This window comes from Salmonella sp. NW177 (assembly GCF_051811585.1).
GTDB lineage: Bacteria > Pseudomonadota > Gammaproteobacteria > Enterobacterales > Enterobacteriaceae > Salmonella > Salmonella enterica.
Genome location: NZ_JAMMZV010000011.1, coordinates 1 through 12,068 on the forward strand (window position 1 = coordinate 1; position 12,068 = coordinate 12,068).

The 12,068-nt window shown below is 53.4% G+C and carries 13 protein-coding genes and 2 tRNA genes; 12 read left to right on the forward strand and 3 right to left on the reverse strand.

Annotated features, from left to right (window positions below; genetic code table 11):
• Positions 1–122: 122 nt before the first annotated feature.
• Both NA986_RS22420 and NA986_RS22425 read left to right on the forward strand, forming a co-directional pair.
• Positions 123–199 (forward strand) — tRNA-Asp (locus tag NA986_RS22420).
• An 8-nt stretch (positions 200–207) separates the two neighbouring features.
• Positions 208–283, forward strand: a tRNA-Trp gene (locus tag NA986_RS22425).
• A gap of 100 nt (positions 284–383) precedes the next feature.
• On the opposite strand, the gene hdfR is transcribed toward NA986_RS22425, so the two are convergent.
• The gene (gene hdfR / locus NA986_RS22430) at positions 384–1,232 is read right to left on the reverse strand and encodes an HTH-type transcriptional regulator HdfR (RefSeq protein ID WP_001541181.1); all 849 of its coding nucleotides are present in this window, start codon (positions 1,230–1,232) and stop codon (positions 384–386) included.
• 106 nt (positions 1,233–1,338) lie between these two features.
• On the opposite strand from hdfR, the gene maoP reads away from it, so the two are divergent.
• Positions 1,339–1,677, forward strand: coding sequence for a macrodomain Ori organization protein MaoP (gene maoP, locus NA986_RS22435; protein ID WP_000840996.1), 339 nt, complete (start codon positions 1,339–1,341; stop codon positions 1,675–1,677).
• 24 nt (positions 1,678–1,701) lie between these two features.
• On the opposite strand, the gene NA986_RS22440 is transcribed toward maoP, so the two are convergent.
• On the reverse strand, positions 1,702–3,222 hold the full coding sequence (locus NA986_RS22440) for a YifB family Mg chelatase-like AAA ATPase (RefSeq protein WP_070794048.1): 1,521 nt from the start codon (positions 3,220–3,222) through the stop codon (positions 1,702–1,704).
• Between the two features lie 351 nt (positions 3,223–3,573).
• Here NA986_RS22440 and ilvL point away from each other — a divergent pair, with 351 nt between their 5' ends.
• The 9 genes from ilvL (at position 3,574) to NA986_RS22485 (ending at position 11,161) form a co-directional block, all read left to right on the forward strand.
• Entirely contained in the window at positions 3,574–3,672 is a 99-nt protein-coding gene (gene ilvL, locus NA986_RS22445; protein WP_001311244.1) for an ilv operon leader peptide, read from the forward strand.
• 87 nt (positions 3,673–3,759) lie between these two features.
• Positions 3,760–3,810 carry a peptide IlvX gene (gene ilvX, locus NA986_RS22450; protein ID WP_192930503.1) on the forward strand — a complete coding sequence of 17 codons (51 nt, stop codon included), beginning with the start codon at positions 3,760–3,762 and terminating at the stop codon, positions 3,808–3,810.
• Positions 3,811–3,812: 2 nt separating this feature from the next.
• Positions 3,813–5,459: an acetolactate synthase 2 catalytic subunit gene (ilvG, locus tag NA986_RS22455; RefSeq protein ID WP_001012555.1), complete on the forward strand. Its 1,647-nt coding sequence runs from the start codon at positions 3,813–3,815 to the stop codon at positions 5,457–5,459.
• Positions 5,456–5,719 carry an acetolactate synthase 2 small subunit gene (gene ilvM, locus NA986_RS22460; protein WP_000983260.1) on the forward strand — a complete coding sequence of 88 codons (264 nt, stop codon included), beginning with the start codon at positions 5,456–5,458 and terminating at the stop codon, positions 5,717–5,719. The genes ilvG and ilvM overlap by 4 nt, the downstream gene beginning before the upstream one ends.
• Positions 5,720–5,736: 17 nt before the next feature.
• A complete protein-coding gene (gene ilvE / locus NA986_RS22465) occupies positions 5,737–6,666 on the forward strand; it encodes a branched-chain-amino-acid transaminase (RefSeq protein WP_000208532.1) in 930 nt (309 codons plus the stop codon).
• A gap of 159 nt (positions 6,667–6,825) precedes the next feature.
• Positions 6,826–8,676 carry a dihydroxy-acid dehydratase gene (gene ilvD / locus NA986_RS22470; RefSeq protein ID WP_023215725.1) on the forward strand — a complete coding sequence of 617 codons (1,851 nt, stop codon included), beginning with the start codon at positions 6,826–6,828 and terminating at the stop codon, positions 8,674–8,676.
• A gap of 2 nt (positions 8,677–8,678) precedes the next feature.
• Positions 8,679–10,223 (forward strand): threonine ammonia-lyase, biosynthetic, encoded by a 1,545-nt coding sequence (ilvA, locus tag NA986_RS22475; RefSeq protein ID WP_001518457.1) that lies wholly within the window; start codon positions 8,679–8,681, stop codon positions 10,221–10,223.
• A 282-nt stretch (positions 10,224–10,505) separates the two neighbouring features.
• Positions 10,506–10,823: a type II toxin-antitoxin system RelE/ParE family toxin gene (locus NA986_RS22480; protein WP_000535852.1), complete on the forward strand. Its 318-nt coding sequence runs from the start codon at positions 10,506–10,508 to the stop codon at positions 10,821–10,823.
• Positions 10,820–11,161 (forward strand): helix-turn-helix domain-containing protein, encoded by a 342-nt coding sequence (locus NA986_RS22485; protein WP_000560822.1) that lies wholly within the window; start codon positions 10,820–10,822, stop codon positions 11,159–11,161. The genes NA986_RS22480 and NA986_RS22485 overlap by 4 nt, the downstream gene beginning before the upstream one ends.
• Before the next feature lie 2 nt (positions 11,162–11,163).
• Here the strand turns inward: NA986_RS22485 and ilvY are convergent, their stop codons facing one another.
• Positions 11,164–12,051, reverse strand: a complete 888-nt coding sequence (gene ilvY, locus NA986_RS22490; protein ID WP_000365798.1) for an HTH-type transcriptional activator IlvY — start codon at positions 12,049–12,051, stop codon at positions 11,164–11,166.
• Positions 12,052–12,068 lie beyond the last annotated feature (17 nt).

A 12,068-nucleotide genomic window follows, 5' to 3' on the forward strand; every position in this document is an offset into this window, starting at 1 on the left:
GAAGTGAAACGCCGTAGCGCCGATGGTAGTGTGGGGTCTCCCCATGCGAGAGTAGGGAACTGCCAGGCATCAAATTAAGCAGTAAACTGATGTAAAAATCAGTGGTTGTAAAAGAATTCGGTGGAGCGGTAGTTCAGTTGGTTAGAATACCTGCCTGTCACGCAGGGGGTCGCGGGTTCGAGCCCCGTCCGTTCCGCCACCCTAATTAGGGGCGTAGTTCAATTGGTAGAGCACCGGTCTCCAAAACCGGGTGTTGGGAGTTCGAGTCTCTCCGCCCCTGCCAGAAATAATCCTTAGCATCTGCTAAGGATTTTTTTTGCCTGAAATTACCTGATTATCTGATCAGGTAATCGTAAGTTCCCTTCTTTTTCTTTTCATCATTTTCATTGTTCATCCAGCACATCCGTTTTTAACAGATCGCAGATCAGCGAGTATTTATCGCTGTTTTGCAGCCAAATGGCGTATAGCGGCCGTGAAAGCGTTGCGCTGTCGGCAACGGTATGTAATCCGCCCTTTTCATTTGCCCAGTTTACAGGAAGCCAGCTACAGCCATTTAATGCGCTAAGCTGCTGTCGGGCGAGTTCGGCTGAGCTGGTTGTTAATACCGGCACTTCATCTGCTGCGATCAGCCCGGTTTCATGCTGTTGGAAGTCTGGTCCCCACTCCAGCCGCAGATAATTGAGTTCTGATTTCTTACGGGCAGGGCTGCTGCAATATAACGCCAAAGTGAAGTGCCCTAACAACTGACTGCTGAACTCATCCATTTTGGGCGCTTCGGTAGTAATGAGGAGATCAAGCTGGCGTTCATGAAGTTGCTTCACAAGCGATTGCCGTTGAGCGATTCTGGCTTCGAACTGCAGGCCGCTTTGCGGCTCCTGTAGTTGGTACAGTCGCCCCAGCCAGGCGTTAAGCATACACTCCCATAAAGACGCGCTGGCGCCGATGGAAAACTCGTTATGGCGTGAGGTATGCGCCACCTCTTTACGTGCCGCCTGCCACGTATTCATCAGCGTTTCCGCATACGGTAAAAGTTTTTCGCCAGCCGTGGTTAAACGGATATTGTTTCTGTGCCGCGTAAAAAGGTTTACGCCCAGTTGATTCTCCAGTTGCCTGATACGAAAGCTCACCGCGGATTGCGTCAGGTAAAGTGCTTCTGCGGCCCGCCCGAAATGGCGTGTCCGGCTAACTTCCAGGAAAGTTTTTAACAATTCCGTATCCACTGTGCTCTCCACAAAATTATTTGTCGTTATGATTTAAATGTTTTGTTTTACACTCTGTCAAGCGTAACTAATACTCCGCGCCATAAATAGCTCAGACAAAGAATTAGGAGCGTGCAGGATGGCGGAAAGCTTTACGACGACTAATCGATATTTTGACAATAAACATTATCCACGTGGATTCTCTCGTCACGGTGATTTCACGATTAAAGAGGCACAACTGCTTGAGCGTCATGGTCATGCCTTTAATGATCTGGATCTTGGCAAGCGTGAGCCTGTGACTGAAGAAGAGAAGCTGTTTGTAGCGGTATGTCGCGGTGAACGCGAGCCGGTAACGGATGCAGAACGCGTCTGGTCCAAGTATATGACGCGTATCAAGCGTCCAAAACGCTTCCACACCTTGTCTGGCGGCAAGCCGCAAGTTGAAGGCGCAGAAGACTACACCGAAGCTGATGATTAATAAAAAGGGCGTAATGCCCTTTTTTTACGCCAACAGCTTTTGCAAATGAATTAACAATCTGTCTATCGCCCGATAGCTTACCGCCTCCTGCAAATGCTGACGCGAGATCTGGTCAGCCAGTTCTATGTCGGCAATGGTTCTGGCCACTTTTAGTAAACGCTGCCAGGCGCGAATGGATAATCCAAGATGCACCAGCGTGTCTTCAAGCCAGCGGGCGTCATCGTGATGCAAAACACAGTATTTTTGGATTTCGCGACCCTCCAGACGCGCGTTTAACTTCTTCTGCCGTCGGTACTGCCGTTCATGGGCGGCGATGACCCGCTTTTTTACCGTAGCGCTGCTCTCACCCTTTGAGGCGTGTTGGCTAAGAATCCCGGGCGGTGGAAGCGGTATCTCAAGCGAAAGGTCAAAACGATCAAGAAACGGGCCTGACAACCGATTAAGGTAACGTAGTGTCTGTTCTGGCGTGCAGCGATTATGGTTTCCCTGATAATGTCCGGTTGGGCTGGGATTCATTGCGGCGATTAACTGGAACCTGGCAGGGTACGTTATTTTCGCTCTGGTACGGGATAAATGAATTTGACCGGATTCTATAGGTTCACGTAGCGCATCCAGTGTGCGTCGTTCAAATTCAGGCAATTCATCAAGGAACAAAATTCCGTTGTGCGCCAGCGATATCTCCCCCGGGGCGGGTATTGCGCCGCCGCCGACCATAGCAGTAAGCGAGGCGCTATGATGAGGTGAGCGAAAGGGACGTTGCTGCCATCGTTTTTGTACCGTATCGGCATTAACCAGACTGAGGATCGCGGCGCTTTCCAACGCCTCTTCATTGCTTAATGGTGGAAGAATCCCGCTCAGTCGACTGGCCAGCATGGTTTTACCCGTACCCGGCGGGCCGATCAATAGCAGATTATGTCCCCCTGCCGCTGTAATCTCCAGGCCGCGTTTACCCTGCTCCTGACCGATCACATCGCGAAGATCGGCAGTTGCGGTAGACGATGCCATATCCTGAGCTAAAGGTCTTTCCAGGGCGTGTTTCCCTTCCAGAAAGGCGCAGACGGTTTGTAGATGATCGGCGATAAAACATCCTTCTTTGCTGATAAGCCCAACCTCCGCCGCGTTCTCTGTTGCGACGATAATATTTCTGCCGGCCCTGATGGCTTCCGTTGCGCTTGATATTGCGCCAGGAACGCCACGTAATGCGCCTGTAAGCGCTAACTCACCCACCAGCTCATATGCCTCAAGATTCGACGCTGTAAGCTGCTCAGACGCGGCCAGAAGCGCAACAGCAATAGGCAGGTCATACCTTCCGCCCTCTTTCGGTAGATCGGCTGGAGCAAGGTTAATGGTTATTTTTTTAGCCGGAAATTCATATCCGCTATTAATAATCGCACTACGTACCCGGTCACGCGCCTCTTTTACCGTGGTTTCCGGTAGGCCAACCATGGTTAATCCCGGTAATCTATTACTGATATGCACCTCTATAGTGATAGGCGGCGCATTGACGCCAAGTGCGGCGCGAGTATGAACAATCGCCAGTGACATAATCCCTCCTGTTACGTGGATTATGCGGGATAGAAGAGAAAATCGAATTACTGACTTTTTGTTTTTTAGCGGCTGCTTCCTGAATTTTGGCGTCATTTTCAGGTAAGAAACATCAAACTGGAAGAACGCTCGCAGAAGCGAAAAGAAGGAAAACAGGGTGTAGAGTGCGCCAAATGGGGGAGGAAAACGTGAAAATTTTTCAGTTGCTAATTTTTCTTATAAAAAACAAAGCACTTTTAGGCATTCACCTGCATTATCTGAAACATGGTTAAAAAAATATCTTGTGCTATTGGCAAAACCTATGGTAACTCTTTAGGTATTCCTTCGAACAAGATGCAAGAATAGACAAAAATGACAGCCCTTCTACGAGTGATTAGCCTGGTCGTGATTAGCGTGGTGGTGATTATTATCCCACCGTGCGGGGCTGCACTTGGACGAGGAAAGGCTTAGAAATCAAGCCTTAACGAACTAAGACCCCCGCACCGAAAGGTCCGGGGGTTTTTTTTTGGCCTGAAAAACTTAAGCGAGGAGCAGAGCGTGAATAACAGCATAAAATTCTGTTTCTCAAGATTTACGACGGGGATGTAACTATGAACGGGGCACAGTGGGTGGTACATGCTTTGCGAGCGCAGGGGGTGAAAACCGTATTTGGTTATCCTGGCGGCGCAATTATGCCGGTTTACGACGCGTTGTATGACGGTGGTGTGGAGCATTTGTTGTGCCGACACGAGCAGGGTGCCGCAATGGCGGCAATCGGTTATGCCCGTTCTACCGGCAAAACCGGTGTTTGTATCGCCACCTCCGGCCCTGGCGCCACTAACCTGATCACTGGCCTGGCGGATGCGTTGTTAGATTCGGTCCCCGTCGTCGCGATCACGGGTCAGGTTTCCGCCCCGTTCATCGGCACTGATGCGTTCCAGGAGGTGGATGTGTTAGGCCTGTCGCTGGCCTGTACCAAACACAGCTTCCTGGTGCAGTCGCTGGCAGAGTTGCCGCGCATCATGGCGGAGGCTTTTGAAGTCGCCAACGCTGGCCGTCCTGGCCCGGTTCTGGTGGATATCCCGAAAGATATCCAGTTGGCCAGCGGTGAGCTGGAACCCTGGTTTACTACCGTTGCTAACGAAGCGACCTTCCCGCAGGCTGATGTGGAACAGGCGCGCCAGATGCTGGAACAGGCGAAAAAACCCATGCTGTACGTCGGCGGTGGTGTTGGTATGGCGCAGGCGGTTCCGGCGCTGCGTAAATTTATCGCGGTAACGCAAATGCCAGTTACCTGCACGCTGAAAGGGCTGGGGGCTGTTGAAGCTGATTATCCGTACTATCTGGGCATGCTGGGAATGCACGGTACTAAAGCGGCTAATTTCGCGGTGCAAGGGTGTGATTTACTGATCGCAGTGGGTGCACGTTTTGATGACCGGGTGACCGGTAAGCTGAATACGTTTGCGCCGAACGCCAGCGTAATCCATATGGATATCGACCCGGCGGAAATGAACAAACTGCGTCAGGCACACGTCGCGTTGCAGGGCGATTTAAATTCGCTGTTGCCGGCATTACAGCAACCGCTGAAGATCGACGCATGGCGTCAGTCCTGTGCAGAGCTGCGCGCAGAACACGCCTGGCGCTATGACCATCCTGGCGAGACTATCTATGCGCCGTTGTTGTTGAAGCAATTGTCGGAACGCAAACCCGCAGACAGCGTGGTGACGACGGATGTTGGGCAGCATCAGATGTGGTCAGCCCAGCATATGACTTACACCCGCCCGGAGAACTTCATCACTTCCAGCGGTCTGGGGACGATGGGATTCGGCTTACCGGCGGCCGTTGGCGCGCAAGTAGCGCGACCGAATGATACCGTTATCTGTATCTCCGGTGACGGCTCCTTCATGATGAATGTTCAGGAGTTGGGCACCGTAAAACGCAAGCAGTTACCGTTGAAGATAGTCTTACTCGACAACCAGCGGTTAGGGATGGTTCGACAATGGCAGCAACTGTTTTTCCAGGAGCGATATAGCGAAACCACCCTGACCGATAACCCCGATTTCCTCATGCTGGCCAGCGCCTTCGGCATTCCAGGCCAGCACATTACTCGTAAAGACCAGGTTGAAGCGGCACTCGACACGATGTTGGCAAGCGAAGGGCCGTACCTGCTTCACGTCTCAATCGACGAACTTGAAAATGTCTGGCCGTTGGTGCCGCCTGGCGCCAGTAACTCTGAAATGCTGGAGAAATTATCATGATGCAACATCAGGTCAATGTATCGGCACGCTTTAATCCAGAAACCTTAGAACGTGTTTTACGCGTGGTGCGCCATCGTGGTTTTCAGGTGTGCTCCATGAATATGGAAGCCGCGACCGATGCGCAGAATATAAATATTGAATTGACCGTTGCCAGTCCCCGGTCGGTCGACTTACTGTTTAGTCAGTTAAGTAAACTGGTAGATGTTGCGCATGTCGCAATCTGCCAGAGCGCTGCCACATCACAACAAATCCGCGCCTGAGCGCAAAAGGAAGAAAAATGACGACGAAAAAAGCTGATTATATTTGGTTCAATGGCGAGATGGTGCGCTGGGAAGACGCGAAGGTTCACGTAATGTCTCACGCGCTGCACTACGGTACGTCGGTATTTGAAGGGATTCGGTGCTACGACTCTCACAAAGGCCCGGTAGTGTTTCGTCATCGTGAACATATGCAGCGCCTGCGCGACTCAGCAAAAATTTATCGTTTTCCGGTTTCCCAGAGTATTGATGAGCTGATGGAAGCCTGCCGCGAAGTGATCCGCAAAAACAACCTGACCAGCGCCTATATCCGTCCGTTGGTATTTGTCGGCGATGTCGGTATGGGCGTTAACCCGCCCCCGGGATACACCACTGACGTCATCATCGCCGCGTTCCCGTGGGGGGCATACCTGGGCGCCGAAGCGCTGGATCAGGGGATCGATGCGATGGTTTCTTCCTGGAATCGCGCTGCGCCGAACACCATTCCAACCGCTGCGAAAGCGGGCGGTAACTACCTCTCCTCACTGCTGGTGGGTAGCGAAGCGCGCCGCCACGGCTATCAGGAAGGCATCGCTCTGGATGTAAACGGCTATATCTCCGAAGGCGCAGGCGAAAACCTGTTTGAGGTAAAAGATGGCGTGCTGTTTACTCCGCCGTTTACCTCTTCCGCGCTGCCAGGCATTACTCGCGATGCGATCATCAAACTGGCGAAAGAGCTGGGTATTGAAGTGCGCGAGCAGGTGCTGTCCCGTGAGTCGCTGTATCTGGCCGACGAAGTGTTTATGTCCGGAACCGCGGCAGAAATTACTCCGGTACGCAGCGTTGATGGTATCCAGGTAGGCGAAGGCCGCTGCGGTCCTGTCACCAAGCGTATCCAACAAGCCTTCTTTGGTCTCTTCACTGGAGAAACTGAGGATAAATGGGGCTGGTTGGATCCGGTAAATTCATAATAAATAAAGTTAATATTTTCCCAAATAATTTGCGTCACAGGAAGGCGGCAACGCAGCAAATCCCCAGAAGCTTACTGTCGTAAGTGACTGGGGTGAGTGAGGCAGCCAACGCACCTGTGGCGTGAAGTATGAAGGGAAAAGATGGGGAGTAAATAAAGCATGCCTAAGTACCGTTCCGCCACCACCACCCATGGTCGTAATATGGCGGGTGCCCGCGCGCTGTGGCGCGCCACCGGAATGACCGACAGTGATTTTGGCAAACCGATTATCGCCGTGGTGAACTCATTCACTCAGTTTGTGCCGGGTCACGTTCATCTGCGCGATCTCGGTAAGCTGGTCGCCGAACAGATTGAAGCTTCCGGCGGTGTGGCGAAAGAGTTCAACACTATTGCCGTGGATGACGGGATCGCCATGGGGCACGGGGGTATGCTCTATTCACTGCCGTCACGCGAGCTGATCGCCGACTCCGTGGAGTACATGGTGAACGCTCACTGCGCTGACGCGATGGTGTGTATCTCCAACTGCGACAAAATCACCCCAGGGATGCTCATGGCCTCGCTGCGCCTGAATATTCCGGTGATCTTTGTCTCCGGCGGACCGATGGAAGCCGGGAAAACCAAGCTTTCAGACAAAATTATCAAGCTGGATCTGGTTGATGCCATGATTCAGGGCGCGGACCCGAAAGTCTCTGACGATCAAAGTAACCAGGTGGAGCGTTCCGCCTGTCCAACCTGCGGCTCCTGCTCCGGCATGTTTACCGCTAACTCCATGAACTGCCTGACCGAAGCGCTGGGCCTGTCGCAGCCGGGCAACGGTTCGCTGCTGGCGACCCATGCTGACCGGAAGCAGTTGTTCCTCAATGCCGGTAAGCGGATTGTTGAACTGACTAAACGCTATTACGAGCAGGATGACGAAAGCGCACTGCCACGAAACATTGCCAACAAGGCGGCGTTTGAGAATGCGATGACGCTGGATATTGCGATGGGCGGTTCGACCAATACCGTTCTGCATCTACTGGCGGCGGCGCAGGAAGCGGAAATCGACTTCACCATGAGTGATATCGACAAGCTGTCCCGCAAGGTGCCGCAGCTGTGTAAAGTGGCGCCAAGTACCCAGAAATACCATATGGAAGACGTTCACCGTGCCGGCGGTGTGCTGGGTATTTTAGGCGAGCTGGATCGCGCCGGGCTGCTGAACCGCAACGTGAAAAACGTATTAGGCCTGACGCTGCCGCAAACGCTGGAACAGTACGACATCACGGTTACGCAGGACGAAGCGGTTAAAAAAATGTTCCGTGCTGGCCCTGCCGGTATCCGTACTACCCAGGCGTTCTCGCAGGATTGTCGCTGGGATTCGCTGGATGACGACCGCGCAGCGGGTTGCATCCGCTCGCTGGAATATGCCTATAGCAAAGACGGCGGTCTGGCGGTGCTGTATGGCAACTTCGCCGAAAACGGCTGCATTGTGAAAACCGCAGGCGTCGATGACAGCATCCTTAAATTTACCGGCCCGGCGAAAGTGTATGAAAGCCAGGACGACGCGGTAGAGGCGATTCTCGGCGGCAAAGTAGTGGAAGGCGATGTAGTCGTGATCCGCTACGAAGGGCCGAAAGGCGGGCCGGGAATGCAGGAAATGCTCTATCCGACCAGTTTCCTGAAGTCGATGGGGTTGGGCAAAGCCTGCGCGCTCATCACCGATGGGCGTTTTTCCGGCGGTACTTCGGGTCTTTCCATCGGCCACGTCTCGCCGGAAGCGGCCAGCGGCGGCACTATTGCGTTGATTGAAGATGGCGACACTATTGAGATTGATATTCCGAACCGCAGCATTCAGTTGCAGTTGAGTGAGGCTGAAATCGCCGCACGCCGCGAGGCGCAGGAAGCTCGTGGCGACAAAGCCTGGACGCCGAAAAATCGTCAGCGTCAGGTTTCGTTTGCCCTGCGTGCCTACGCCAGCCTGGCGACCAGCGCCGATAAAGGCGCGGTGCGCGATAAATCGAAACTGGGAGGTTGATGATGGCGGAATCTCAACCACTGTCAGTCGCGCCGGAAGGGGCGGAGTATCTGCGCGCGGTGCTACGCGCGCCAGTATACGAAGCGGCGCAGGTGACGCCGCTGCAAAAAATGGAAAAGCTCTCGTCACGTCTGGATAACGTTATTCTCGTCAAACGCGAAGACCGGCAGCCGGTACATAGCTTTAAGCTGCGCGGCGCTTACGCGATGATGGCCGGATTGACCGAAGAACAAAAAGCCCACGGCGTGATTACTGCGTCGGCGGGGAACCATGCGCAGGGCGTGGCGTTCTCCTCCGCGCGGCTTGGCGTGAAGTCGCTGATCGTCATGCCAAAAGCAACGGCGGATATTAAAGTCGATGCGGTACGCGGTTTTGGCGGCGAAGTGCTGTTGCACGGCGCTAATTTTGATGAAGCGAAAGCGAAAGCTATTGAACTGGCGCAGCAGCAGGGTTTTACCTGGGTGCCGCCGTTTGATCACCCAATGGTGATCGCCGGGCAGGGCACGCTGGCGCTGGAGCTGCTTCAGCAGGATTCGCATCTCGATCGTGTCTTTGTGCCGGTTGGCGGCGGCGGCCTGGCGGCGGGCGTAGCGGTACTGATCAAACAATTGATGCCGCAAATCAAAGTGATTGCCGTCGAAGCGGAGGATTCCGCCTGCCTGAAAGCGGCGTTGGAAGCCGGTCATCCAGTGGATCTCCCGCGCGTTGGGTTATTTGCTGAAGGCGTGGCGGTAAAACGCATCGGCGACGAAACCTTCCGCCTGTGCCAGGAATATCTCGACGACATTATTACAGTCGATAGCGACGCGATCTGCGCGGCGATGAAAGACCTGTTTGAAGATGTGCGTGCGGTGGCGGAGCCGTCCGGCGCGCTGGCGCTGGCGGGGATGAAAAAATATATCGCCCAGCACAATATTCGCGGCGAACGCCTGGCGCACGTCCTTTCCGGCGCCAACGTCAACTTCCACGGCTTGCGCTATGTGTCTGAACGCTGCGAGCTGGGGGAACAGCGCGAAGCGTTACTGGCGGTGACCATTCCGGAAGAAAAGGGGAGCTTTCTCAAATTCTGCCAGTTGCTTGGCGGGCGTATGGTCACCGAATTTAACTACCGTTTTGCCGACGCGAAAAATGCCTGTATTTTTGTCGGCGTACGCGTCAGTCAGGGGCTGGAGGAGCGAAAAGAGATTATCACCCAACTGTGCGACGGCGGTTATAGCGTAGTGGATCTCTCCGACGATGAAATGGCGAAGCTGCATGTGCGCTATATGGTCGGCGGACGCCCCTCCAAGCCATTACAGGAGCGTTTGTATAGTTTCGAATTTCCGGAGTCGCCCGGCGCGTTGCTCAAATTCCTGCATACGCTTGGCACGCACTGGAATATTTCGCTATTCCATTACCGCAGCCACGGTACCGATTATGGCCGCGTGCTGGCGGCGTTCGAGTTAGGCGATCATGAGCCGGATTTCGAAACCCGGCTGCATGAGCTGGGCTATGAATGCCATGATGAGAGCAATAACCCGGCGTTCCGGTTCTTTCTGGCGGGTTAATTCAGCGTTTAGTTTTTCGGGCCCACAAAGTAAAGTGGGCCTGATATCCAGATATGATCTTCCCTCAGTTATTGGGCTTTTCTGCCAGCCCGGAGCATCCACTCATTTAATTTTGCGAGACGTTTTCCAGAAGGCGCCCAATCTGCTTGTGGTGAAACTCGGCTCACCATATCGTTAGCACCGCTATCACTTGCACCTGCTAAAAACAATGTATAAAATTTTATACACAAGGATGTTATGTTACTCACCCGAGCTCTCTCCAATGAAAAAGAAATTCGATGGGTGGGATCTTCTCTGGAGGATCTCCTGGCTTTTCCCATAACGGTACGTAAAGCAGTCGGTTATCAGCTTCACAAAATTCAGTATGGAATTGAACCCGATGACTGGAAACCGTTTTCAGAAATTGGGGCTGGGGTAAATGAAATTCGGATTCGTGACAACAATGGTATCTATCGCGTTATGTATGTCGCTAAGTTTGAAGAAGCACTCTACGTTTTGCATAGTTTCCAAAAACAGACGCAACAAACCAGTCAGCACGATAAAAACATCGCCAGAACGCGTTATAACCGGGTGGTGCAACAACGGAGAAACAGCTTGTGATTGCCAAAACTGATAGTGATATTCGCCATGTGACGCCATCTGGCGGTAATGTTTTTGCTGATTTGGGGTTTGATAAGCAGGACGCAGAAAAGTTTTACGCTGATTCCCTGAGTGAAATCGAAAACACGTTAGCCATTAAAGAACAGCTCATGGAAGAAATTACCCTCTGGATTACGCGAAACCAGATGAAGCAAGCCGAGGTTGCTACAGTTTTGCATATATCCCGACCGCGCGTTTCGGATGTCGTCAACAAGAAATGCAGCAAATTCACCATTGATGCTCTGGTGAATATGCTTAGCCGTATTGGGAAGCCTGTTCGGGTAATGGTAGGGCCGTAAAACTAATTCGGTAAAATCTTCCAGAACGCATCAATTAGCGGCTCATGCAGCCGCTTTTTTTGCGCGCAGACGCCAAGCTCAAACGGCGTTTTTTCGTCGCTGCGCTCTAAAATCATCACGCGATTGCGCACCGGTTCCGGGCTGTTTTCCAGCACCACTTCCGGCAGCAGCGCCACGCCGCAGCCGAGCGCCACCATTGAGACCATCGCCTCATGACCGCCGACGGTGGCGTAAATCTGCGGGTTACTGATTTTGTGGCGACGGAACCACAGCTCAATGCGACGGCGTACCGGCCCCTGGTCGGCCATGATAAACGGCACCGTCGACCAGTCGGGCTTATCAACCGAAACCTGATTACGCACCGGGCAGGGCAGCGCCGGGGCGATCAGCACCACTGCCAGATTCTCCAGCATCGAAAACGCCACCGCGCCGGGCAGCGTTTCTGGTTTGCCGGCGATTGCCAGGTCCGCTTCTCCCGTTACCACCTTTTCCATCGCATCGGCAGCATCTCCGGTCGTCAATTTGATTTCAACAGAAGGGTGTTCGGCGCGAAAACGGTCGAGGATCGGCGGCAGATGACTGTATGCCGCGGTCACTGAACAGAAGATATGGAGTTCGCCGGAAAGGGACGGCCCCTGCTGATCGAGGGTATGGCGCAACTGCTGATATTGCAAAAGCGTCTGTTGGGCAAACACTCGCAGCTCTTCACCGGCTTCGGTCAGCGTGACGGTGCGGTTGTCGCGCACAAACAGCGGCTGGCCGAGATCTTCTTCCAGCCGCTGGATCTGCCGGGAGAGCGTGGAGGGGCTGACGTGCATCGCCCGCGCGCTGCGGCCAAAGTGGCGGCTTTCCGCCAGATGCAGGAAGGTTTTTAGATCGCGTAAATCCACAGACAGACCTCCGGTTT

What these genes read in the sequence shown, in the direction of transcription:
- maoP (WP_000840996.1), top strand. Translation starts at nt 1,339, where the DNA reads ATGGCGGAAAGCTTTACGACGACTAATCGATATTTTGACAATAAACAT.
- NA986_RS22440 (WP_070794048.1), bottom strand. Translation starts at nt 3,222, where the DNA reads ATGTCACTGGCGATTGTTCATACTCGCGCCGCACTTGGCGTCAATGCG.
- ilvL (WP_001311244.1), top strand. Translation starts at nt 3,574, where the DNA reads ATGACAGCCCTTCTACGAGTGATTAGCCTGGTCGTGATTAGCGTGGTG.
- ilvG (WP_001012555.1), top strand. Translation starts at nt 3,813, where the DNA reads ATGAACGGGGCACAGTGGGTGGTACATGCTTTGCGAGCGCAGGGGGTG.
- ilvM (WP_000983260.1), top strand. Translation starts at nt 5,456, where the DNA reads ATGATGCAACATCAGGTCAATGTATCGGCACGCTTTAATCCAGAAACC.
- ilvE (WP_000208532.1), top strand. Translation starts at nt 5,737, where the DNA reads ATGACGACGAAAAAAGCTGATTATATTTGGTTCAATGGCGAGATGGTG.
- ilvD (WP_023215725.1), top strand. Translation starts at nt 6,826, where the DNA reads ATGCCTAAGTACCGTTCCGCCACCACCACCCATGGTCGTAATATGGCG.
- ilvA (WP_001518457.1), top strand. Translation starts at nt 8,679, where the DNA reads ATGGCGGAATCTCAACCACTGTCAGTCGCGCCGGAAGGGGCGGAGTAT.